General features: G+C 73.0%; 20 protein-coding genes and 1 pseudogene. 9 read left to right on the forward strand and 12 right to left on the reverse strand.

Annotated features, from left to right (window positions below):
* From JHD21_RS07530 to JHD21_RS07550, 5 genes are all read right to left on the reverse strand, one after another.
* Positions 1-658, reverse strand: a 658-nt coding sequence (locus JHD21_RS07530) for a transporter substrate-binding domain-containing protein (RefSeq protein ID WP_292672998.1), incomplete at its 3' end; no start/stop codon positions are given.
* 24 nt (positions 659-682) lie between these two features.
* Positions 683-1,801: a glycosyltransferase gene (locus tag JHD21_RS07535; RefSeq protein ID WP_292673002.1), complete on the reverse strand. Its 1,119-nt coding sequence runs from the start codon at positions 1,799-1,801 to the stop codon at positions 683-685.
* Between the two features lie 3 nt (positions 1,802-1,804).
* Positions 1,805-2,716 (reverse strand): hypothetical protein, encoded by a 912-nt coding sequence (locus JHD21_RS07540; RefSeq protein WP_292673005.1) that lies wholly within the window; start codon positions 2,714-2,716, stop codon positions 1,805-1,807.
* Positions 2,713-3,666 (reverse strand): sulfotransferase family protein, encoded by a 954-nt coding sequence (locus JHD21_RS07545; protein WP_292673008.1) that lies wholly within the window; start codon positions 3,664-3,666, stop codon positions 2,713-2,715. The genes JHD21_RS07540 and JHD21_RS07545 overlap by 4 nt, the downstream gene beginning before the upstream one ends.
* A gap of 9 nt (positions 3,667-3,675) precedes the next feature.
* On the reverse strand, positions 3,676-5,052 hold the full coding sequence (locus tag JHD21_RS07550; RefSeq protein ID WP_292673010.1) for a GH1 family beta-glucosidase: 1,377 nt from the start codon (positions 5,050-5,052) through the stop codon (positions 3,676-3,678).
* Positions 5,053-5,068: 16 nt separating this feature from the next.
* On the opposite strand from JHD21_RS07550, the gene JHD21_RS07555 reads away from it, so the two are divergent.
* On the forward strand, positions 5,069-5,731 hold the full coding sequence (locus JHD21_RS07555; protein ID WP_292673012.1) for a pirin family protein: 663 nt from the start codon (positions 5,069-5,071) through the stop codon (positions 5,729-5,731).
* Here JHD21_RS07555 and JHD21_RS07560 read toward each other — a convergent pair.
* Together JHD21_RS07560 and JHD21_RS07565 are read right to left on the reverse strand one after the other, a co-directional pair.
* On the reverse strand, positions 5,728-6,651 hold the full coding sequence (locus JHD21_RS07560) for a diacylglycerol kinase family protein (protein WP_292673015.1): 924 nt from the start codon (positions 6,649-6,651) through the stop codon (positions 5,728-5,730). The two genes, JHD21_RS07555 and JHD21_RS07560, sit on opposite strands and share 4 nt — an antisense overlap.
* Positions 6,648-8,255: an FAD-binding oxidoreductase gene (locus JHD21_RS07565; RefSeq protein WP_292673018.1), complete on the reverse strand. Its 1,608-nt coding sequence runs from the start codon at positions 8,253-8,255 to the stop codon at positions 6,648-6,650. The genes JHD21_RS07560 and JHD21_RS07565 overlap by 4 nt, the downstream gene beginning before the upstream one ends.
* Before the next feature lie 17 nt (positions 8,256-8,272).
* Between JHD21_RS07565 and JHD21_RS07570 the strand changes: the two genes are divergently transcribed.
* The 5 genes from JHD21_RS07570 (at position 8,273) to JHD21_RS07590 (ending at position 13,225) form a co-directional block, all read left to right on the forward strand.
* On the forward strand, positions 8,273-8,884 hold the full coding sequence (locus JHD21_RS07570) for a TetR/AcrR family transcriptional regulator (protein ID WP_292673021.1): 612 nt from the start codon (positions 8,273-8,275) through the stop codon (positions 8,882-8,884).
* The gene (locus JHD21_RS07575; RefSeq protein WP_292673023.1) at positions 8,881-10,428 is read left to right on the forward strand and encodes a glycerol-3-phosphate dehydrogenase/oxidase; all 1,548 of its coding nucleotides are present in this window, start codon (positions 8,881-8,883) and stop codon (positions 10,426-10,428) included. Before JHD21_RS07570 ends, JHD21_RS07575 begins: the two co-directional genes overlap by 4 nt.
* Positions 10,429-10,508: 80 nt before the next feature.
* Positions 10,509-11,591 (forward strand): sigma-70 family RNA polymerase sigma factor, encoded by a 1,083-nt coding sequence (locus JHD21_RS07580; RefSeq protein WP_292673026.1) that lies wholly within the window; start codon positions 10,509-10,511, stop codon positions 11,589-11,591.
* Positions 11,592-11,629: 38 nt separating this feature from the next.
* A complete protein-coding gene (locus tag JHD21_RS07585) occupies positions 11,630-12,214 on the forward strand; it encodes a TIGR03086 family metal-binding protein (protein ID WP_292673028.1) in 585 nt (194 codons plus the stop codon).
* 9 nt (positions 12,215-12,223) lie between these two features.
* The gene (locus JHD21_RS07590) at positions 12,224-13,225 is read left to right on the forward strand and encodes a LuxR family transcriptional regulator (RefSeq protein WP_292673030.1); all 1,002 of its coding nucleotides are present in this window, start codon (positions 12,224-12,226) and stop codon (positions 13,223-13,225) included.
* Here the strand turns inward: JHD21_RS07590 and JHD21_RS07595 are convergent.
* Together JHD21_RS07595 and JHD21_RS07600 are read right to left on the reverse strand one after the other, a co-directional pair.
* Entirely contained in the window at positions 13,222-14,616 is a 1,395-nt protein-coding gene (locus JHD21_RS07595) for an MFS transporter (RefSeq protein ID WP_292673033.1), read from the reverse strand. The genes JHD21_RS07590 and JHD21_RS07595 overlap by 4 nt on opposite strands.
* Before the next feature lie 211 nt (positions 14,617-14,827).
* Positions 14,828-15,811, reverse strand: coding sequence for a DUF2332 domain-containing protein (locus JHD21_RS07600; RefSeq protein WP_292673036.1), 984 nt, complete (start codon positions 15,809-15,811; stop codon positions 14,828-14,830).
* 49 nt (positions 15,812-15,860) lie between these two features.
* Between JHD21_RS07600 and JHD21_RS07605 the strand changes: the two genes are divergently transcribed.
* On the forward strand, positions 15,861-16,388 hold the full coding sequence (locus tag JHD21_RS07605; protein ID WP_292673039.1) for an NfeD family protein: 528 nt from the start codon (positions 15,861-15,863) through the stop codon (positions 16,386-16,388).
* Positions 16,389-16,446: 58 nt separating this feature from the next.
* Positions 16,447-17,970: a flotillin family protein gene (locus tag JHD21_RS07610; protein WP_292673042.1), complete on the forward strand. Its 1,524-nt coding sequence runs from the start codon at positions 16,447-16,449 to the stop codon at positions 17,968-17,970.
* Positions 17,971-17,973: 3 nt separating this feature from the next.
* On the opposite strand, the gene JHD21_RS07615 is transcribed toward JHD21_RS07610, so the two are convergent.
* The 3 genes from JHD21_RS07615 to JHD21_RS07625 all read right to left on the reverse strand — a co-directional run bounded on the left by JHD21_RS07615 (position 17,974) and on the right by JHD21_RS07625 (position 21,970).
* Positions 17,974-19,428 carry an NAD-dependent succinate-semialdehyde dehydrogenase gene (locus JHD21_RS07615; protein WP_292673044.1) on the reverse strand — a complete coding sequence of 485 codons (1,455 nt, stop codon included), beginning with the start codon at positions 19,426-19,428 and terminating at the stop codon, positions 17,974-17,976.
* Positions 19,429-19,597: 169 nt separating this feature from the next.
* On the reverse strand, positions 19,598-21,517 hold the full coding sequence (locus JHD21_RS07620) for a penicillin-binding transpeptidase domain-containing protein (RefSeq protein ID WP_292673047.1): 1,920 nt from the start codon (positions 21,515-21,517) through the stop codon (positions 19,598-19,600).
* A 9-nt stretch (positions 21,518-21,526) separates the two neighbouring features.
* The gene (locus tag JHD21_RS07625) at positions 21,527-21,970 is read right to left on the reverse strand and encodes a MerR family transcriptional regulator (protein ID WP_292673049.1); all 444 of its coding nucleotides are present in this window, start codon (positions 21,968-21,970) and stop codon (positions 21,527-21,529) included.
* Between the two features lie 67 nt (positions 21,971-22,037).
* Between JHD21_RS07625 and JHD21_RS07630 the strand changes: the two are divergent.
* Positions 22,038-22,321 (forward strand): annotated as a pseudogene (locus JHD21_RS07630) (FAD-dependent oxidoreductase); the annotation flags it as partial.

The following is a 22,321-nucleotide window of genomic DNA, read 5'->3' on the forward strand; positions in this document are numbered from 1 at the left end:
TGAGCAGCGCCTGCTTGGCGGCGTTGGTGTCCTCGAAGACGGCCGGGTCGTTGGCCGGCTTGATCACGTCGCGGATGGCGGTGAGCGAGGTCGTCCCGGTCTGCGCCCCGAGGTTGTAGTCGGCGAGCTCGGCGATCGAGGTGATCTCGGAGACCGGCGATCCCTTGAGCGCGATCACCGCCTGCGCGGCCTCGTAGTAGCCGTCGGAGAAGTCGACCACCTCGGCCCGGGCGGGCGTGATCGAGATCTGGTTGATGTCGAAGTCGAAGTCCTTCGGGCCTGGCTTGTAGGAGGTGTTGAAGGGGACGACCGTCCACTCGACCGGGAGCCCGAGCGTGTCCGCGACCGCGTAGGCCACCGCGGACTCGAAGCCCTCGCCGTTGGTCGGGTCGTCGTCGACGAACCACGGCTCGTACGCCGGGGAGTCGGTGCCCACGGTGAGGACGCCCGGTGTCCTGAGGTCGAGCTGGTCGGGTGCGCACTCCGGCGAGAGGCCGCCCGCGGACTCGGACGCGGTCGGCTCGTCGGTCGCCGGGGCCGAGGTGGTCTCGTCGCCGCCCGCCGGGTCGTCGGCGGTGTCGGTCGTGTCGTCCTCGGGCGCGCAGGCCAGGGCCAGGGCGAGGAGGGGCAGGACGACGAGGGTTGATCGGACGCGCATGTCGGCAGCGTAGGGCCGACCGGGTCAGAGCTCCATGAGGCGTCCAGGTCTGAACCCCTGCCAGGTCTGCACCGCGCGCGCGACCAGGTCGTCGAGGTCGGCGTCCCAGGTGTGTCCCGACGCGGTGCGGCGCAGCACGTAGCCGAGCCCGTGGGTGCGGTAGACCGAGCCGCCCGCGTCGCGGACCGCGGCGGTCAGCGCCTTGTCGACGTGGCGCGGCACGGGCGCGAACCCGCCCACCTCGGTGAGCAGGTCGCGGCCGATCATCATCGTGCCGCCGGCGACGAAGCCCTTGTAGACCTCGCCCGGGTGGCCCAGGCGAACCGTCAGGTCCCGGTCCTCGAGGTAGTAGAGGTCGTCGGGCGCCCCGACCAGGTCGGCGCCGCTGTAGGCCCGGGCCCGCAGCAGGTCGGCGACGAAGTCGGGCGAGTACCAGTCGTCGTCGTCCATCTTCAGGACGACCTCGCCCTCGGCTGCGGCCACGCCGGCGTTGAGGACGTCCCCGAAGACCGCGTCGGCCGGCATCGGGACGACCGTGACCCCGGGCGGGTCGGCCTCGAATCCGTGCGTCGCCAGGACGAGCTGGAGATCCGGTGCTCCACGCTGCCGGGCGACTTGAGCCATCGCGTGGTCGAGCAGGTCCGGCCGCCGCGTGGCCATCACGACCGACACGGACGGTCGCGGGATCGCGCCGTACGCGTCGAGCGCTGCCCGCCGGACCACGATGCTGTGCTCCTCGACGGTCAGGCCGCCGGTGGGGTCGTAGGCCAGCGGCACCCCCTGCATCTCGAGCCGCGCGACCTGCCCCGCGTCCAGGTCGCCGACATCCGGGACGGGCGAGCCGTCGAGCACCAGCCCGACCGGGTTGTGCACGCGGACGTCGATGCCCTCGGTCCCCAGCCCGGGCGCGGGCAGCCGGGCCGGCCACACCGCCTGGCGGCCCAGCTCGGTGACCACGTCGCGCACGGCGACCCGGGACTCGAACTCGTGGGACTCCGTCCCCTGCTCGGTCCGCAGCTGCACCCGGAACGCGCGGACTCCGGGCGCGACGGTCAGCGCCCGCAGCGACTCCACGTCGGGGACGACGACCTCGACGGTGTCGTACTTCCCGCGCTCGCCCGGGTGGTCCCTGTCGATCCGCACGCGCTAGGCCTCGACGGTGTCGGGGCGCTTCACCAGCGGCCGCGGCGCGGTCGCCATCCAGGTCCGGGTGACGTAGTCGATGACGTGCTCGCCGGCGGGCGCCTCCACGCGCCTCAGGCCCTCGACGGACTCGCCGCGGCCCTCCGACAGGGCCCGGAACACCTCGATCTCGCGGGCCTTGCGCGGTGTCCGCACCGCGTCGAAGTCGGTGCTGCTCCAGTGGGCGAACTCGTCCTGGTCGAGCCACTTGAGCTCGACGCACATGCCCTCGGGCGCCACGATCCGCTCGGACGTCGGCGGGAACTCGCGCACCTCCCACTCGAAGGCCTTGACGAAGGTGAACTCCGGACCCATCGGGTAGACCCACGGCTCGAGGAACCGGAAGCCCAGGTCGAGCCAGGCCACCGACTCGCTCTCGACCGTCATCGGGTGCCTCGGGATCGCGACCACCGCACCGGAGCCGCGCAGCTGCCAGGAGAGGTCGCGCAGCAGCTCGACGCCCTCCCGGGTGAGCACCATGTCGCCGTCCCACTTCATCGAGTACGCCGTGCGGACCTGGGCGAAGGACCAGTTGTAGAAGTAGGTCAGCGAGTGCACCGAGTCCGGTGGTGTGTGCAGGTGCTCGTCGCCGGCCCGGGCGACGGCGAACGGGTACGACGTCTGCGTGAACCGGTCGGTCGCGCCGATCCGCTCGACCACCTCGCGGGCCACCTCGGCCGTGCCGTCGTCGGAGCCGTTGTCGACCAGCACCACGTGCTGGACCGCCTCGAACATCGGCGGCAGCACCCAGGGCAGGTTGCGCGCCTCGTTCTTGACCCGGAACACGCAGGTGAGCCCCGGGGGGAGCGGCCCGTCGGTCCACGGCCAGGTGATGTCGAACGCCGCGTCGCCCTCGCGGTTGTGCACGACGCTCATCGACCGAGCAGGCGCTTGAGGCCCTTGGGCTGGTCGGTCTCGGCCGCGGTCCCGACGCCCTCGCGGCGGGCGGCGTCGGCCGTCGAGGCGGTGATCCCCTCGGCCTCCTCGTAGAGCGCGACGTAGGCCTCGCGCAGCTCGTCGAGGGTCGCGTGCCGCGCGGCCGTGTCGCCGTCGGGGTCGGCGAGCCCGGACAGCGCCCCCCAGCTCTCCTCGGCGAGCTCCTGGAGACGCGGCGGCACCGCCAGGTCGGCCCACGTGTGGCGCCCGCGGTGCAGGTCCGGGTCCACGAACTGGTGCACCTTGCGCATGCTGTTGGCCGAGGCCTCGGTCACCGCGCGCAGGCCGAAGTCGCTGCCCACGCGGAAGAGCGGGATGGTCCAGTCCGCCAGCAGGTCGTCGTACCTGACGAAGGCACGGAGCGAGCCGCGGGTGCCGCGCTCGGTGTGCAGCATCATGTTGACCCAGGCCGCGACCCGAGCCGAGGGCCGGTCCCGGGTGCCGACGACCTCGGTGACGTGCCGCAGCGTCGTCAGGTAGGCCGGCGTCGCGTCGACGCGCAGCGCCGCGGCCTTCCAGAGGCCGAGGAACCAGGCCATCCGGGGGTCCTTGAGCACCAGCTCGGGCTCGTCCTCCTCGTCGGGCAGGGGTGCGAACTGCGGGCCGAGCCAGTCGGTGACCCGGGTCCGCAGGATCCCGTTGGCGGCCCACTTGCCGGTCTCGAACCACGCCGAGGGCCGGGCGTCGGTGAGGCCGACGTTGGCGCGCTCGAGCAGCTCGGTGTGCAGGTCGACGACCCACTGGGACTCCGCCGAGCCGCGCGGGCCCGCCTCGTCCGCGGGCACCTCCGGCGGCGGGACGTGCATGCCCAGGGCCTGGAGCCCGCCGGCGAGCGCACTGGTGCCGCTGCGCCCGGGGCCGACGACGAGGACGACGCGACGGGTGGGCACGGGGTCACCCTACGAGTCGCGCTTGTGCTCCGCGATCAGGGCGGCGTACCAGTCGAACGACCGTTTCGGGGTGCGCACCTGCGTCTCGTAGTCGACGTGGACCAGGCCGAAGCGCTGGGTGTAGCCCTCGGACCACTCGAAGTTGTCCATCAGCGACCACGCGTAGTAGCCGCGGACGTCGACGCCGCGCTGGATGGCGGTGGAGACCGCCCCGAGGTGCGACTCGAGGTAGTCGATGCGCGGCTGGTCGTCGACGACGCCGTTCTCGTCGGGCTCCATGTTGTAGGCGCACCCCGACTCGGTGATCATGATCGGCGGCAGCGCGGCGCGGAACCGGGCGCGCAGCATGATCAGCCACTCGCGCAGGGCGTCCGGGACGACCGGCCACCCGAAGTCCGTGCGCTCGTATCCGAGCACCTCGCGGAACTCGAAGGGCATCTCGGCGTCCTCGTCGGTCGCTCCGATCCGCATCGGGTTGTAGTAGTTCACCCCGTAGAAGTCGAGGGGCTGGCGGATCGTCGGCATGTCGCCGTCCTTCACCACGTGCTCGACCAGCGGGAAGATGTCGACGGGGTAGCGGCCGACCAGCATCGGCTCGATGTACATCCCGTTCCAGATCGCGTCGAACAGCTTGGACGCGCCCACGTCGGCCTCGTCGTCGCTGGCCGGCCAGATCGGCGCGTGGTTGTTGGCACAGCCGATGCTCGGCTCGCGACCGCGCACGGACCCGCGCAGCGCGATGGCGGCCCGGCCGTGCGCCAGCAGCAGGTGGTGGGCGACCGGCAGCGCGTCGAACATCAGCGCGTGACCCGGGGCGTGCATGCCGATCGAGTAGCCCATGATCGTCACCACGTTGGGCTCGTTGATCGGGACCCAGTGCTCCACGCGGTCCCCGTAGCGGTCGCCGACGATCGCGGCGTAGTCCGCGAAGGCCTCGACGGTCGACCGGTTGAGCCAGCCGCCGTCGTCCTCGAGCGCCTGCGGCAGGTCCCAGTGGTAGAGCGTCGCCATCGGCTGGACGCCGGCCTCGAGCAGCTCGTCGATCAGCCGGTCGTAGAACGCCAGCCCCTTGGGGTTGGGGCGGCCCTTGCCCGTCGGCTGGATCCGCGGCCACGCGATGGAGAACCGGTAGCCGTTGACGCCGAGGCGCTTCATCAGCGCCACGTCCTCGCGGTAGCGGTGGTAGTGGTCGCAGGCCTGCACACCGGACGAGCCGTCGATGACGGTGCCGGGCTTGGCGGTGAAGGTGTCCCAGATGCTGGGGCCCTTGCCGTCGCTGCTGGCCGCTCCCTCGATCTGGTACGACGCCGTGCTGGTGCCGAACCGGAAGCCGGGCGGGAAGGAGAGGATCCCGGCCGAGGCACCCGACGCCTGTGTTTCCCGCACCGGCACAATCTGTCAGATGAGTGTGGAGATCCGTCGGGGAACCGACCGATTCGTCGACCGGTCCCCAGGGCGACGCACGCTGCACGCGTTCTCGTTCGGGACCTGGTACGACCCGGAGCGGGTGTCGTTCGGCCCGATGGTCTGCCACGACGAGCACCTGCTGCGCGCCGGCGACGGGTTCGACACCCACCGGCACGCCGACCAGGTCATCGTCTCGTGGGTGCTGTCGGGAGCCCTGACCCACACCGACTCCACCGGCTCGACCGCCACGCTGACCCCGGGGGACGTCGGCGTCCTGCACGCCGGAGCCGGTGTCGAGCACTCCGAGGTGGCCGCGGCACCGCAGACCCGGTTCGTCCAGGTCTGGCTCACCCCGACCTCGCCGGGCGGCCCGACGTCGTACGCCGTCCGGCCGGCCCCCGCGTCGACCGGGTCGTTCGTCGAGGTCGCGACACCGATCCCCGGCGCGACCTTCTGGGTCTGCCACCTCGAGGACGGCCAGACCGTGACCAGCCCGGCCGCGCCAAAGGTGCACGTGTTCGTGGCCCGCGGCGCCCTGCTGCGCTCCTCGCTGGCCGAGCCGCTGCACGCCGGCGACGCGTTCCTGTTCACCGACGAGTCCCCCTGCCAGCTGACCGCCGGGGTCGAGACCGAGCTGTTGGCGTGGACCTTCGACTAGGCGATGACGGACAGCGCCCCCGGCATCAGCTCGACCACGGCCGGCTGACCGGCCAGGGGCGGCAGCGATCCGAGCGGCTCGCCGTCGCCGCCGACGGGGACCGGGCGTGCGGCATCGGCCCGCAGCTCGACGCGGGTGCCGGTGAGGACGGTGACCTCGGGCAGCTCGACGTGGCCGCCGTCGTAGACCTTGGGCAGCGACCGCATCAGCTCCAGCTTGGACGCGGCCTCGATGACGACGATGTCGAGCAGCCCGTCGTCGACGCTGGCGGACGGTGCGATCTTCATGCCGTTGCCGTAGTAGGCGGAGTTGGCGACGACGACGTTCGCGGCCTCGTAGCGCCGTTCGTCGCCGTCGACCGACACGACGAAGCTGCCGGGCTTGTAGGTCGCCAGCGCGCGCAGCGCGGCGTACGGGTACTGCAGCGTGCCGGGCAGCCAGTGCGCGGTGTCCACGATCTCGCCGGCCCGCGCGTCGACGCCGCAGTAGACGGACCCGGCGACGACCCGTGGCCCGGCGGCACCGGGAAGGGTCAGCGAGACCAGGTCGATGAGCCGTGGCGGAGTCTCCAGCAGCAGCGCGGCCAGGGCGGCGGGGTCGCCGGGCAGCCCGAGCATCCGGGCGAAGTCGTTGCCGCGGCCGGCCGGCACCACCGCCAGCGTCCCACCGGCCTTCGCGACCAGGCCGGCCAGCGAGGAGAGCATCCCGTCGCCCCCGACGGAGGCGACGACGTCGCCCCGGGACACCGCGGCGTCGACCAGGGCGCCCATGGCCTTGGGGCCGGGCGAGTAGGTCACGTCGACGGTCGCGCCGCCCTCGCGGAGCAGCTTGGCGACCGGGACGACCGCGGCCGGCGCCGCGCCGCCACCTGAGGCCGGGTTGACCAGGAACGTGAAGGACCTCGTCACGGTGCCCGTCACGGGACGAGCACCCCGGGGTTGAGGACCCCGGTCGGGTCCAGGTCGGCCTTGACCGCCCGGAGGACCGAGACACCGACGTCCCCGATCTCGGCGGACAGCCAGGGCTTGTGGTCGGTGCCGACCGCGTGGTGGTGGGTGATCGTGGCGCCGGCCTCGGTGATCGCGTCGCACGCGGCGGCCTTGGCGTCGAGCCACTGCGACAGCGGGTCCGCGGCCGCCTTCTGGGCGACGGTGAAGTAGAGGGAGCAGCCGGTCTCGTAGACGTGGCTGATGTGGCAGAGCACCATCGCGCCGTCGCCCAGGCTCGCCTCCAGGGCCGACCTCACCCCCGCGTAGAGGGTCTCCAGGCCGCTCCAGAACGTCGCGGTCTCGAGTGTCTCGACCAGCACGCCCACGTCGAGCAGCGAGTCACGCAGGTAGGGCGCGTCGAAGCGACCCTTCACCCACGAAGCCCCGGGCTCCTCGCCGAGGGACTGGCCGCCGAGCCCGGAGAGGACGGCGGTGACCGCGGCCCGCCTCGCCGAGACGGCGTCGGGCTCGCCCTCGAAGCCGGTGATCATCAGGCAACCGCCCGCGGACTGGCCCCCGATCTCACTCTGTCCGATCTCTTCGGGCCGAGCCAGGTTGATCGCGGTCTCGGCCTCGTCGGAGAGCCGGATCACGGTGGGGAGGAGCCCGGCCTGGGCGAGGGTGCGCATCGCGGCGGCACCATCGACGAAGGACGGCCAGCGCCAGCCCTCGTAGACCTTCTCAGCCGGGAGCCGGCGGACCCGCACGGTGACCGCGGTGATGACGCCGAACGCGCCCTCGGAGCCGAGGAACAGCTGGCGCAGGTCGGGACCGGCGGCGTTGGCCGGCGCGCTGCCGAGGCTGACCTCGCCGCTGGGGGTGGCCACCCGCAGGCCGACCACCAGTGCGTCGAACCGGCCGTAGCCGGCGCTGGACTGGCCGCTGGACCGGGTGGCGGCGAACCCCCCGATGGAGGCGTACTCGAAGGACTGCGGGAAGTGGCCGAGGGTCAGCCCCTCGGCGGCCAGCAGCGCCTCGGCCTCGGGGCCGCGCAAACCGGGCTCGAGGGTCGCGGTCATCGAGGTGTGGTCCACGTCGAGGAGGCGCTTCAGCCGCACCAGGTCGAGGGAGACGAGCCCGGCGAAGCCGTCGCGCCGGGCGGCCAGGCCGCCGGTGACGCAGGTGCCACCGCCGAACGGGACGACGGCGACGTGGTGCGCGACCGCCCAGGCGAGGACGGCCATGACGTCGTCGTGGGAGCCGGGCCGCACCACGGCATCAGGGGCGTCGGTCAGGTCGCCGGCGCGCTGGCGCAGGAGGTCCGGCGTGGACTTTCCGCGGGTGCGGAGCCTCCGGGTCGCGTCATCGGTGAGCACGTGCTCGGCGCCGAGGGTGGCGGCCAGCTCGTCGAGGACCTTCGTGTCGATGGCCGGCGGCGGGACGCTGACCTCCGCCAGAGCCGGCCGCTCGTCGAGCCCGAAGACCATCTCGATCAGGCCGCGGGCGGTGTCCGGGAGGGCCGCGGCCCGGGCCGGGTCACCCCATCGGGAGGGATGCATCTCGCCTTGCTCGGCCGCTGGGCTCGTCAGGGTCATGTGTTACAGTGTGACACATGACGTCACTTCGTCACAACCACGAGGGTGAGGCCCGGTCGGCCCGCGAACCTCGGGACGTCTACCTGGACGCCGCGCGGGCCTGCATCCTCGACGTCGGGTGGCGGCGTACGACGCTCACCGAGGTCGCCCGCCGAGCGGGCGTCTCACGGATGACGATCTACCGCACCTGGGCCGACATGCCGACCCTTCTCGGCGACCTGATGACCCGCGAGTGGGCCGGTGTGGTGACCGACCAGGTGGCCGCCGCCGGCAGCGCCACCTCGCTCCAGCGCCTGGTGGAGGGCATCGTGGGCACCGCGCGGGCGCTGCGCGACAACGAGCTGTTCGTGCGGATCGTCGAGCTCGACCCCGAGCTGATCCTCCCCTACCTGTTCTCCCGGCGCGGCCGGTCGCAGGACCTGATCCTCGCCCTGACGTTGGACGCCGTCGAGGCCGGCCAGGCCGACGGGTCCATCCGGGCGGGCGACCCCAGGACCATGGCGCGGGCCGTGCTGCTCGCCGTCCACGGGTTCGTGCTGTCGGCGCACACGATGGCCGACGAGGGTGTCCACGAGGACGCCCTCGACGACGAGCTCGCCACCCTGCTCACGAGGAGCCTCGCCACATGACCGCCTCCACCCCCGGCCGGATCACCGCCGGGCTCGACGGCGTCCCCACGCAGGTCGACGTCGTCGTGGTCGGCCTCGGCATCACGGGCGCCGGGGTCGCGCTCGACGCGGCCTCCCGGGGTCTGTCGGTGCTGGCCGTCGACGCCCAGGACCTCGCCTTCGGCACCTCGCGCTGGTCGTCCAAGCTCGTGCACGGCGGGCTGCGCTACCTGGCCTCCGGCCAGGTCGGCGTCGCCCGCGAGAGCGCAGTCGAGCGCGGGATCCTCATGGAGGTCACCGCCCCGCACCTCACGCACGCCATCCCCACGCTGATGCCCTTCGGGTCCGACGTGCCGCGGACCCAGGCGGTCGCCGCCCGCGCGGCGACCTGGGCCGGCGACCTGCTGCGCCGAGGGGCACGCACCAGTGTCGAGACCCTCCCCAGGCCCCGACACCTGTCCCGCACCGAGGCCCTCCAGCTCGCCCCGTCGTTGCGGCGCAACGGACTGCGCGGCGCCATGCTCGGCTGGGACGGCCAGCTCGAGGACGATGCCCGGCTGGTGACCACCGTGGCCCGGACGGCGGCGGCGCACGGCGCCCAGGTCCGCACCCGGGCCCGCGTGCTGTCGGCGACCGGGTCGTCGGTCCGGCTCCGCGACGAGCTCACCGGTGCCAGCCACGAGGTGGCCGCGCGCACCGTCGTCAACGCCACGGGCGTCTGGGCCGGCGACCTCGTGGACGAGGTCCGGCTGCGGCCCAGCCGCGGCACGCACCTCGTCCTGCGGGAGGAGACGCTCCCCGGCCTCCGCGTGGTCGTCTACGCGCCCGTCCCCGGGAGCTTCAACCGGTTCGTGCTGGTGCTGCCCCAACCCGACGGCACCCTCTACGTCGGTCTCACCGACGAGCCCGCCGACGGACCCGTGCCCGACGTCCCCCAGCCGACCGACCCGGAGATCGGCTTCCTCCTCGACGTGGTCTCCGCCGCCTTCGAGCACCCCATCCACCGCTCCGACGTGGTCGGGGCCTTCGCCGGGCTGCGGCCGCTCCTCGACGTCCCGGGCGAGGGGGAGACGGCCGACATCTCCCGGCGCCACGCCGTCCTGACCTCCCGCACCGGCGTGGTGACCATCGTGGGCGGCAAGCTGACGACCTACCGCCGGATGGCGCAGGACGCGGTCGACGCCGCGCTGGCGGCGTCCGGTCTGGAGGCCGGCCCGTGCCGCACCCAGTCGCTCCCCCTGCTCGGCGCGGCGCCGCGCGACGTCCTGGCCGGGCTGGAGCAGCCCGAGCGGCTGGTGCGGCGCTTCGGCACCGAGGCCGAGCTCGTGCTCGCGTCGGCGGTCGAGTCGACCGGGCTGTCCGAGGACGAGCTCCTCGCGCCGGTCGACGGCACCGTCCCGGTCACGCTGGCCGAGCTGGTGTTCGGCGTCACCCACGAGGGCGCGCACGACGTCGACGACCTGCTGGACCGGCGTACCCGGGTCGGCCTGGTCGCCGCCGACCGGGCGCTCGCGGTCCCCGCGGCTGAGCGGGCGCTGGCGCTGGCCGGGGCACCGATGAGTTAGGCCCTCGACCCGGGTCGATACGTCAGGCAGACTCGAGCGAGCGAGGAGCAGGACCCGTGACGATGACGCAGGAGCGACCGGTGACGACTCGGCAGGACCCGGACGAGGGCACTCTCGAGACCCCGCGGGACCCCAGTGAGCTCGACGACTTCCCGACGCTGACCGAGCGCTACCAGCGCGAGCTGCTGGCGCACTGCTACCGGATGAGCGGCTCGGTGCACGAGGCCGAGGACCTCGTCCAGGAGACCTTCCTGCGCGCGTGGAAGGCGAGCGCCGGCTTCCAGGGCCGGAGCTCGGTGCGCACCTGGCTCTACCGGATCGCCACCAACGTCTGCCTCACCAACCTCGAGAACAAGCCGCGCCGGCCGCTGCCCGCCGGTCTGGGGACGACCGACCAGATGGCCGGGGACGCCCTCGAGCAGAACCACGAGGTGGCCTGGCTCGAGCCGGTGCCGGACGCCGCCGTCGTCGTCGCCGAGCGGGACACGATCCGGCTCGCCTTCGTCGCCGCCCTCCAGCACCTGCCGGCCCGGCAGCGGGCCGTGCTCATCCTGCGCGACGTGCTCCGCTGGTCGGCCGCGGAGACCGCCGAGGCGCTCGACACGACGGTGGCGGCGGTCAACTCGGCCCTGCAGCGGGCGCACGCGCAGATGCAGGACCGCGGGCTGACCGCCGACACGGTCGAGCCCGATCTCGACGACCGGCAGCGCGACCTGCTCGACCAGTACGTCGACGCCTTCTGGCGCAAGGACATCACCGCGATCGTCAACCTGCTCAAGGCCGAGGCGATCTGGGAGATGCCGCCCTTCACGGGGTGGTACCTCGGCGCCACGACCATCGGCCAGCTGATCGACCGGCAGTGCCCCGGTGGCCACCACGACATGCCCATGGTCGAGACCCGCGCCAACGGCCAGCCCGCGTTCGGCCTCTACATGAAGTCGCCGGACGGCGACTTCACGCCGTTCCACCTCCAGGTGCTCCAGGTCGAGGGCACCGGCCCCGACGCCAGGGTCGCGCACGTCGGCGCGTTCTTCGACCCACGGCTCTTCGCCACGTTCGGGCTCCCCGCGCGACTGCCCGCCGGCTACCAGCCGGGTGACCCGGTCCCGACAGGTCCGGACAACGTCGCCACGGGCGACCACGTGATCCTGGGCCACCCGTGACGGCGGCCCTGACATCGGGGCCGGAACTCGCGCGTGCGGTGGAGCTCCTCGAGCGGTCGCTCGGCTACACCAGGGTGGCACTCGCCGGGATCGGCCAGGACGACCTCGACGCCCCGACACCCTGCTCGGGCTGGACCCTGTCCCGCCTGCTGGAGCACATGGAGGACGCCCTCGACGCGTTCACCGAGGCGGCCTCGGGCCAGGTGGAGGTGACTCCGGCGTCCCCGCGGGCGGACCGGGTCGACAGCCTCCGGGAGAAGGCCTGCACGTTGCTCGGCGTCTGGACCGAGGCTCGGACCGGGAGCGTCGCCGTCGGTGACCGGCAGCTCGACGCGCCGCTGCTGGTCGAGATGGCAGCCCTCGAGATCGCCGTGCACGGCTGGGACGTCGCCCAGGCGACGGGGAGGCGTACGCCGATCCCGGACGACCTGGCCCGCGGCCTGCAACTGGTCGCGGCCCGGGTCGTGCGACCGGCCGACCGGGGGAGCCGCTTCGGGCCGGCCCGCAGACCGGCCGCGCCGGCCAGCCCGACCGACGCCCTCATGGCATTTCTGGGCCGGATGACTGGTCCAGTCGGAGGCAATAGCGGCGAACCACCCTCGCCGGAGGGGATTGCTTCCTAACCTTGTCCCATGGTGCCCACCGCCCAGCTGATGGACGCGTGCGCCCAGGTTCGGGCCGGTGACCTCAAGGAGGGAATGGGCCGCCTCCTGGCGCTCCGTTCCGCTCACACCGAGGACCGAGAGACCCTCGCGCCCGACGACCTCGCCACCCTGCTGACGACGCTCGTCGAGTGCCGGCTCGCCCGCGGCGAGCTCGCCGAGGCCATGGTGCTGGGCGACGACCTCGCGCCGTTCCTCAAGTCCGACTCGGGCGAGGTGTCGGCGCTCGCCTCCGCGATCGCCCACCAGGCCCGCGGTGACCTGGCGGCCGCACTGGGCGACGCCGAGCTGGCCCTGAACCACTACAAGCGCGCCGGCGCCCTGGCTCCCGACGCACCGCCCGACCGGCTGCCCTGGCGCTGCGGGGCTGCGCTGGCCCACCTGCGCGGCGGCGACGCGCGGACCGCGTCGGCCCTGGCCCGCGAGCAGGTCGAGATCGCCCAGGCCGCGGGGTCGCCGTACGCCATGGCCAGCGCGCTGCGGACGCTCGCCGCCGTCGCGATCGACACCGGCCCGGACCGGATCCAGCACCTGCTGCGCGCCCGGGCGGTGCTCAGCGGCAACCGTGCCGACCGGCTCGCCGCGCAGATCGACACCGACCTGGCGGGACTCCTGCTGCTCTCCCACGCCGCGGACTCCGAGCAACGGGCCCTCGGGCTGCTCCGCGCCGCGGAGGAGCACGCCGGCCGCCAGGAGCTCTGGCCGTTGCAGGGCCGGGTACGCCGCCTGCTCGACCGGCTCGGTGAGCAGCCGCGCAAGGTCGAGACCGAGGCGATGGCGGCGCTGACCGCCTCGGAGCGCCGGGTCGCCCGGATGGCCGCGGACGGGCTGACCAACCGCCAGATCGCCCAGGAGCTCGTGGTGACGGTCAAGGCCGTCGAGTGGCACCTCTCGCACGTCTACCGCAAGCTCGGCATCAGCTCGCGGACCATGCTCGCCGAGACGCTCGGCGTCTCCGAGCGCGTCGCCTAGGCCTCGACCGGTTCCTCGGTCTTGTCGAGGTCGTCCGTGACGTCGTCCTCGGGCTCGTCCTCGGGGTCGTCCTCGGGCTCGTCCTCGGGCTCGTCCTCGGGCACGTCGCGCAGCGGGTGGGCGATCTCGTCGGCCGGCAGCCGCGCCCACAGGATCGCCACGATCGCGACCACGCCGGGCACGGTCCCCGCGATCAGGAAGGTCATCCGGAGCCCGATCACCTCGGACACGGGACCGGCCAGCGCCATCGAGATCGGCATCAGGCTGATGGAGACGAAGAAGTCCAGGGACGCGACCCGGCCCAGCATGTGCGGCGGGACCCGGCGCTGGAGCAGCGTCCCCCAGATGACCATCGGCGCGGAGAACATCACCCCCAGGACGAACCCGGCGGCCACGATCTGCCACACCGCGGTCGCGAGGCCGATCGCCACCAGGGGCAGCGCCCCGAGGCCCCACATCAGGTTCATGGTCGTGAGGTAGCGGCGCGGCATCGGCCGCGACGCCATCGCCAGGGAGCCGACCGCGCCACCGATCCCGAACGACGCCATGACGAGGGCGTGGTCACCGGGACCGCCGCCGAGCTTGTCCTTGATCAGGAACGGGATCAGCACCTCGAAGGGGCCCATCATCGCCAGGATCATCAGCGACGCGAAGAGGAGGGTCGCCAGCAGCCACGGGGTGCGCCACATGTAGGTGAAGCCCTCGCCCATGTCGGCCAGCGCCGTGCGCACCGGGTGGGCCCGCTGGGCCGGGTCGGCCTCGGGGTCGACCTCGCGGCGCACGGGGGTGAGCGGCACGGTGGTCAGGGCGAGGAACGCCAGCACCGAGGAGGCCGCCGCCACCCCGAGCGCCGCCCCCGGCGAGACGGCGCCCACCACCGCACCCGCCACGCCGGGTCCGATCGCCTGGCCGATGGTGGGCCGCACCATGCCCTCGAACCCGTTGACCGCCATCAGGTCGGACTCGGGCACCAGCGCCGGCAGCCACGCGGAGTAGGCGGGGTAGTAGAACGCCATCCCCATGCCGGTCACGAACGCGACGGTGGCGAGGTGCCACAGGGCGGTGAGGTCGGTGACCGACAGCACGGTCACCAGCGACATGCCGCCGAGCTCGACGGCCGCGACGCACAGCAGGATCTTCTTCTGGGCGACCCGGTCGGCCACGACGCCACCGAGGAGCGCGGGCAGCAGGACCCCGACGGCGCCCGCCGTCGAGACCACCGACAGCTGTCCCGGACCGCCGCCGATCCGGATGACCTCCCAGACCAGGGCCACCACCCAGACGCCGGAGGCGAAGCTGGACAGGACGAGCGCGACCGCGAGCTTGCGGTAGGCGGGGTGCCGGAAGGGCGTCAGCGCCCGGGGCAGCTCGCGCGTGGTCGACCCGCTCATGTCCCTCTCCTCTCGCTCGTCCTACTCAACACGGACCGACCGACATCGGCGACCGGATTCATCGCCGGCCCGTCACCAGCACGACCTTGCCCAGGGCCCGCCGGCCCTCGAGGTCAGGGAGCTCGTCGAGGACGAGGACGTCGGGAGGACCGAACGCGTGGTGCCGGATCGCGTGCATGCATGAAGTCGACAACTTCACGTTCGCTTGAGGTCAACTGGTGAGCCACTCCAGCGTGCGACCGTGCCCGTGGGTCCGTCCGGCCATCTGCCCGTCGACACCGAGCACGAAGTGCGGCGCCCGCGGCACGCCGTCCGGCGCCGTGGCCGTGATGTCGGGGAGCACGTTCGCGGCCTCGTTGCTCACCCAGTGGCAGGCGCCGTCGGCGACCAGGCCGAGCATCAGCTCCTGGAACCGGGACCGGAGCTCCGGCGGGAAGTACGCCGCGACCGCGCTGTGGAACACCACCACGGTGCCGTGCTCGCCGGCCTCGGACACCAGCGCGGGCAGCTCCTCCACGATGTCCCCGCGGACCAGCCGCGGAGGGTCGCTGCGCGCGACCTCGACCGCCTGGCGCAGCCGCCGGCGTCGGTCGTCCTGCTCGGGCCACACCAGGTTCTCCAGCCACCGCATCTGGTCGGGGTCGGTGACGTCGAGCGGGTTGAGGTCGATGCCAGCCCGCCACGCGACCTCGGGCAGCCGGGCGGGCAGCGGCGCCGGGCCGGCGACCTCGCACGGCAGCCGGGGCTCCGCACCGAGCTCGACCGGCCCGTGCTCCGTGGACCACGCGTAGCCCCAGCGGTCCGGGAACAGGTTGAGCCCCGCACTGGCGCCGGCCTCGATGAGCGCGACCGGTCCGGAGGGGACCAGGGACGTGAACGCCGGCAGCAGCGTCGCCAACCGGCCGACCTCGTTGGTCTGCGTCGAGCGCTCCAGGATCGTCGCGCGGATCCTCCCGTCGTCGGTGAGCAGCGCCGCACGCAGCCCCGCGTACGGACCGGGCGCCGCCACCCCGTGCCAGCGGGCGGCGGCGTACACGATGTTCGGCTGCTTCTTGATGCCCGGCAGGGCGTCGACCCAGGCGAGCACCTCGGGGTCGTCGGCCACCCCGAGGCTCCACTCGATGAAGCACGGGGAGTCCGAGGCCTGCGTAGCGAACTCGAGGTACTGCGCCCGGACCTCGGCGTACGGCTCCATGGTCCGATGCCAGCACACGGCCCGGCCAGGACACTAGGCTTCCCGCATCGTGACCACGTTCCTGATCATCGGCGGCCTCGGCCTGCTGCTGCTGCTCGTGAGCCTGGTGCTCGGGGACCTCCTGGACGGGGTCTTCGACGCCCTCACCGGGGACATCTTCTCCAGCGCCGTGATCGGCGGGTTCATCGCCGCGTTCGGCTTCGGCGCCGCCCTGGTCCAGGAGCTCACGGGCAGCGCGGTCGTCGGTGGCGTGGCGGGGCTCGGGTTCGGCGCCGTGGCGGCGGCCGGCACCCTGGGGCTCACGCGACTGGTCAAGGACGGCGGCAGCGACGCCACGCTGACCGCCGCCGACTCGCTCGGCCGCTCCGGCCGGGTGATCACCCCGATCCCGGCCGACGGCCTCGGCACGGTGCGGCTCGCCATCGGGGGTCACACGGTCCAGCTCAGCGCCCGCGCCGACCAGCCGGTCGGGCCGGGCACCGAGGTGCACGTCACCGAGATCCTGACGCCCACGTCGGTGCGGGTCGCCCCGGTCTGGAACGAACTCCCTCAGCCTGACGTCACAGACCACACCTGACCCACCACCCGACCCACCACCCGACGCACCACCTGACCCGCCTCGGAAAGGTCCACCCATGCTCATCCCCATCGCCGGACTCGTCGTCGCCCTGGTGCTGCTGGTGCTGCTCATCACCAGCCGCTACAAGGTCGCCGGGCCCAACCAGGCGTTCATCGTCACCGGGCGCAAGGGCAAGGCCGTGCTCAACCCCGAGACCGGGCAGCTCAGCACCGACCTGTCGGGGCAGAAGGTCGTCCTCGGCGGCGGGGTCTTCGTCATCCCGTTCGTCCAGAAGCTGGCGACGATGGACCTGTCCAGCCGCCGGATCTCGGTGCAGATCCGCGGCGCCGTCTCGGGCCAGGGCATCAAGCTGAACGTCGACGGCGTCGCGATCGTCAAGGTCGGCGGCAACGCCGACCAGATCCGGCTGGCCGCCCAGCGCTTCCTCAGCCAGCAGGAGGACGTCGAGCCGTTCACCCAGGAGGTGCTCGCCGGCGCGCTGCGCTCGATCATCGGCGGGCTGACCGTCGAGCAGATCATCCGGGACCGGGCGGCGTTCGCCCAGCGCGTGGCCGAGGAGTCCGAGACGTCGCTGACCGGGCAGGGCCTGATCCTCGACACCTTCCAGATCCAGGACGTCACCGACGACGGGTCCTACCTCGCCGACCTCGGTCGCCCGGAGGCGGCGCGGGTCGGCCAGGAGGCCCGGATCGCCGAGGCGAACGCGCGGCAGGCCGCCGAGCAGGCCACCATCGCCGCCGAGCAGGAGATCGCCATCGCCCAGCGCACGCTGGCGCTGAAGCAGGCCGAGATCAAGGCCGAGACCGACGCCGCGTCCGCGCAGGCGGCCGCGGCCGGGCCGCTCGCCCAGGCCGACCGGGACCAGGCGATCCTCACCGAGCAGGAGAAGGTGGCCGTCCGCCAGGCGGCGCTGACCGAGCGGCAGCTCGAGACCCAGGTGCGCAAGCCCGCGGACGCCGAGCGGTACCGGGTCGAGCAGGAGGCCGAGGCCAAGCGCTCGGCGGAGATCGCCGCCGCCGAGGCCCGCAAGGCCGCGACCATCGCCGCCGCCGAGGCCGACGCCGAGAAGGCCCGGCTGTCCGGTGAGGCCGAGAAGGCCAAGCGGTCGGCGCTGGCCGAGGCCGAGGCCATCGAGGGCGCCAAGCGCGGTGAGGCCGAGAAGGCCCGGCGTACGGCCGAGGCCGACGCGACCCGGGCCGAGGGCGAGGCGACCGCTGCCGCGACCCTCGCCGTCGGCCAGGCCGAGGCGGAGGCGATGGACAAGCGCGCGGAGGCGTTCGCGCACTACAACGACGCGGCCGTCCTGCAGATGCTCATCGAGGTGCTGCCCCAGATCGCCCGCGAGGTCGCGGCCCCGATGGCCGCGATCGACCAGCTCACGGTGGTCTCGACCGACGGCGCCGGCGCCCTGCCGCGTCAGGTCAACGACAACGTCGTGCAGACCCTCAACCTGCTCAAGACCTCGACCGGGATCGACCTGGAGTCCATGATCAAGCGGTCCGTCGGCAAGGCCACCGACGCGGCGGCCGAGATGGACGCAGAGCCGGCCGCCGAGGTCGTCGTACCCACGAAGGCCTGACCGTCAGACCGGCAGGTTGACGTAGGTCGTCTCCAGGTACTCGTCGATCCCCTCGAAGCCACCCTCCCGGCCGAAGCCGCTGGCCTTGACGCCGCCGAACGGCGCTGCAGCGTTGGACACCAGCCCGGTGTTGACGCCGACCATGCCGTAGTCGAGGCCCTCGGCCAGCCGGATGGTCCGGGCGAGGTCGCGGGTGAACACGTAGGAGGCCAGGCCGTACTCGGTGTCGTTGGCCCGCTCGACCGCCTCCTCCTCGGTCTCGAAGGTCGTCACCGGGGCGACCGGTCCGAAGATCTCCTCGCGGTTGATCGCCGACTCGGGCGGTACGCCGACGAGCACCGTCGGCGGGTAGAAGAAGCCGTCGCCCTCCGCGGCGCTGCCGCCGGTGAGGACCTTGGCGCCGTCGTGGACGGCGTCGGTGACGAGCTGGGAGACGGACTCGAGGGCCTTCTCGTCGATGAGGGGCCCGACGTCCACTCCCTCGTCCTGACCGCGCCCGACCACCAGGCCCGCCATCCGGTCGGCCAGCCGCTGGGCGAACTCGTCGGCGACCGAGCTGTGCACGAGGAACCGGTTGGCGGCCGTGCACGCCTCGCCCATGTTGCGCATCTTGGCCACCATCGCCGCCTCGACCGCGACGTCGAGGTCGGCGTCGTCGAACACCAGGAACGGCGCGTTGCCGCCCAGCTCCATGCTGACCCGCTGCAGCTGGTCGGCCGACTGACGCACCATCACCCGGCCGATGCCGGTGGACCCGGTGAAGCTCACCTTGCGCAGCCGCTCGTCGGCCTGCAGGGTCTTGCTCAGCTCGGCGGCCCGGGTGGTCGGCACGACGTTGAGCACCCCGTCGGGCAGGCCTGCCTCGGCGAGGATCGCGGCCAGCGCGAGCATGGTCAGCGGCGTCTGCTGGGCGGGCTTGACCACCATCGTGCAGCCGGCGGCCACCGCCGGGCCGATCTTGCGGGTGCCCATCGCGATCGGGAAGTTCCAGGGGGTCACGAACAGGCACGGCCCGACCGGCTTCTTGATCGTGAGCAGCCGGCTCCCGCCCGCCGGCGCCTGCATCCAGCGGCCGTGGATGCGCACCGCCTCCTCGGCGTACCAGCGGAAGAACTCGTTGCCGTAGGCGACCTCGCCCTTGGCCTCCGTGACAGTCTTCCCCATCTCGAGGCTCATCAGCGTGGCGAGGTCGCCGGCCACGTCGTTGATCGCCTCGAAGGCGCGGCGCAGGATCTCGCCGCGCTCCCGCGGCGGGGTCGCCGCCCAGGACGGCTGCGCGGCCACGGCGGCGTCGAGCGCGTCGACCGCGTCCTCCACGGTGCCGTCGGCCACCGTGGTCAGCACCGTGCCGTCGGCCGGGTCGACGACGTCGAAGACCTCACCGGCCCCGGCGTCGCGCCAGGAGCCGCCGATGAAGAGGCGTCGTTGCTCGGGGGGAAGGATGTCGAGACCGCTCATGACGCCAGATTGTCACTGGCCCGGAAAACATGACAGTCGCCGTGACAGCCGACGGGCTCAGTCGTAGGCTTTGCCCGTCGACTTCGGAGGGAGCACTGCGAAATCGGCAAGGGCCCCTCGTTGACCCCATGCAACGGGGGGTCCGCTCACATCCGGCGCCCCTGGCGGGCTACTGGGCAGCCCGCAGGAACGCCTCGAGGATCGGCCCGGCGGTGCCCGAGCCCGAGGCGCCGACCTCCACGAACACCGCGACGGCGAGATCCCCCTGCGCGGCGATCATCCACGCGTGGGTCTGCAGGTCGTCCCCCGCGCCGAACTCGGCGGTCCCGGTCTTCGCGATGACCGGGGGACCCGGGACGTCGGCCAGGCCGCGACCGCTGCCGTCCGTGACCACCGCCCTCAGCATCGACCGCAGCGCCTCGCTCTCGGCCGGCTCGAGCGGCTGGGCGCCCTCCGGTGGCGACACGTCCACGCCCTCGACGAGCCGGGGGATCACCAGCCGGCCGGACTGCGCGGAGCCGATGACCGCGGCCATCACCATCGGTGACGCCAGGATCGTGCCCTGTCCGATCAGCTGGGCGGCCGACTCCGTCTTGGAGCTGGAGGGCTCGACGCTGCCGAAGTAGGCCGGGAACCCGAGGTCGTGGTCGAGCCCGATGCCGAGCGAGACGCCGGCGTCGAAGAGGTCAGTGCCCTGGAGCCTGGGGGCCTGCGAGATGAAGGCGGTGTTGCACGAGTTGGCGAGGGCCGTCCGCAGCGGGATGTCGCCCAGCGCCCCCGACGGGTAGTCGTCGTAGTTGGTGAACGTCTTGCCGTCCACCACCACACGCGCCGTGCACGGGACCACGGACTGCGGCGTCAGACCGGCTCGGAGCAGGGCGAGGGCACTGACCGACTTGAACGTCGAGCCGGGGGCGAACTGACCGAACGTCGCCAGGTTGAGCCCGCCGGTGCCGGGACCGTTCGCCGCGACGAGGATCTCCCCGGTGCTGGGCCGCAGCGCCACCAGGGCACTCGCGGGGGTGACGTCGGCCAGCAGCCGCTCCGCCTCCACCTGGAGGTCGAGGTCGAGGCTGAGCTGCAGGGGCTGGCCCGGCACGGGTTCGCTGCGGAACAGCTCGTAGGCGGCGCCCTGGTCGTCGATCGCGGACACCTTGACGCCCGGGCTCCCTCGCAGCGTGTCGTCGTAGCGCGCCTGCAGGCCCGAGATGCCGGCGACGTCGCCGACCTGGTACTTGTCCGGGCTCTCCTCGATCATCTCCGCCGTGACCTCGCCGACCCGGCCGAGCAGCGGTGCGGCGAACTCCCGCGTCGGGGCCAGTGGGAGCGACCCTCCGATGAGCCTCGCACCGGCGATCGCCTCGACGGCCTGGAGCAGTCCCGGGTCGACCTCCTCCTGGCGGTAGACGATCGCCTCCACGAAGGCCTGCGGGCCCGCGGCCTCGACCCGCTTGGCGTACTCCTTGGCGTCGATGCCGACCAGCTTGGCGAGCGCCCGCGCCGACGCGCCGGCCTGGGAGGCCTCGACGCTGGGCTTGTCGATGCCGACCCGGGACACCTGCCGCTCGGTCACCAGCCCCAGCCCACGCGCGCCGAGGATGTCGCCGCGGTCGGGCGTGAGCGACGCCAGGTCGAGGACGTCGCCGGGCTCGAGGCTCGGCTCCACCAGCGTGGTCGCCCAGGTCGCCTGCCACTCGGCCTCGCCCTCGGTCAGCGGCGCGACCACGTCATAGGTCCACGGCTGCTCGCCACCGAGCTCCCACGACCAGCGCAGGGTGGCCTCGGCCGCATCCCCCTCGCTCCCCTCCTCGACGTCCACGACCTCGACGGTCCGCGGGCGGTCACCCATGCCGGCGAGGACCTCGTCGTACGCCGCCTGGGCACCCTCGGCGGTCTCCGAGTCGAACGCCACCCGGATCAGGTCGCCCGACTGGAGACCCGTGGCGAGCGCCTCCGCGGTCGCCTCGGGGGTCGGGCCCTGGTCCGGATCCGGTCCGTCGTCGCCGTCGCCGGTGCACCCGACGAGGAGCCCGAGCACCAGCAGGACGGCCAGGCCGCGTCCGAGCGTCTGTCCCGAGCGAGCGCGCATGCGGCCAGCCTAGGTAACCGCTGGATGTGGGTGCAGCGACCAGGTCGTCGCACCGGAGACGAGGTCGTCGACGTGCTTGCGGAAGCCCGGGCAGGTCGCGACGTCGTGGGCCCGGCAGGCGTAGGCGTGCTCGGCCATCTCCCTGGCCTGCCGGATCTCGGCCATCCGGCGGTCGAGCTCGGCAAGGTGGTCCTGGAGGATCCGGTGCCGGTCCGGTGCCCCCGAGTCGAGCAGCACCCCGATCTGCTCGAGGCTCATGCCGGCGGCCTTGCTCCGGATGATCACGGCGATCCGGACGACGTCGTCGCGGCCGTAGCGCCGGCGCCCGGCCCCGTCCCGCTCCGGTCGCAGGAGGCCGACGTCCTCCCAGTGCCGGAGGACGTGGGTCTCCAGGCCGAAGCGGTCGGCGGCGGCGCCGATCGACCAGTCCATGTTCCTGGGGCTTGACTTCATGTCAACATGAAGTCACATCCTTGGCTACATGGCAACTTCCTCTCACTCAGACCGCACTGACGTCGATGTGACCGTGATCGGTGGTGGGCCCGCCGGGTTGCAGGCCACCCTGACGCTGGCCCGTGTCCACCGCCGGGTGCTGATGCTCGACTCCGGGCGCTACCGCAACGACCCCGCCCGCCACATGCACAACGTCGTGACCCACGACGGCGCCCCTCCCGCCGAGTTCAGGGCGGCGGCCCGCAAGGACCTGGCGGCATACGACACCGTGACGATTCGCGAGGAGGCCGTGACGTCGGTCCGGCCCGAGGGCGGGTCGTTCTCGGTCGAGGTCGGCGGGCAGGTCGTCAG

The sequence above is a fragment of the Nocardioides sp. genome, assembly GCF_016462705.1.
Taxonomy (GTDB): Bacteria; Actinomycetota; Actinomycetes; order Propionibacteriales; family Nocardioidaceae; genus Nocardioides.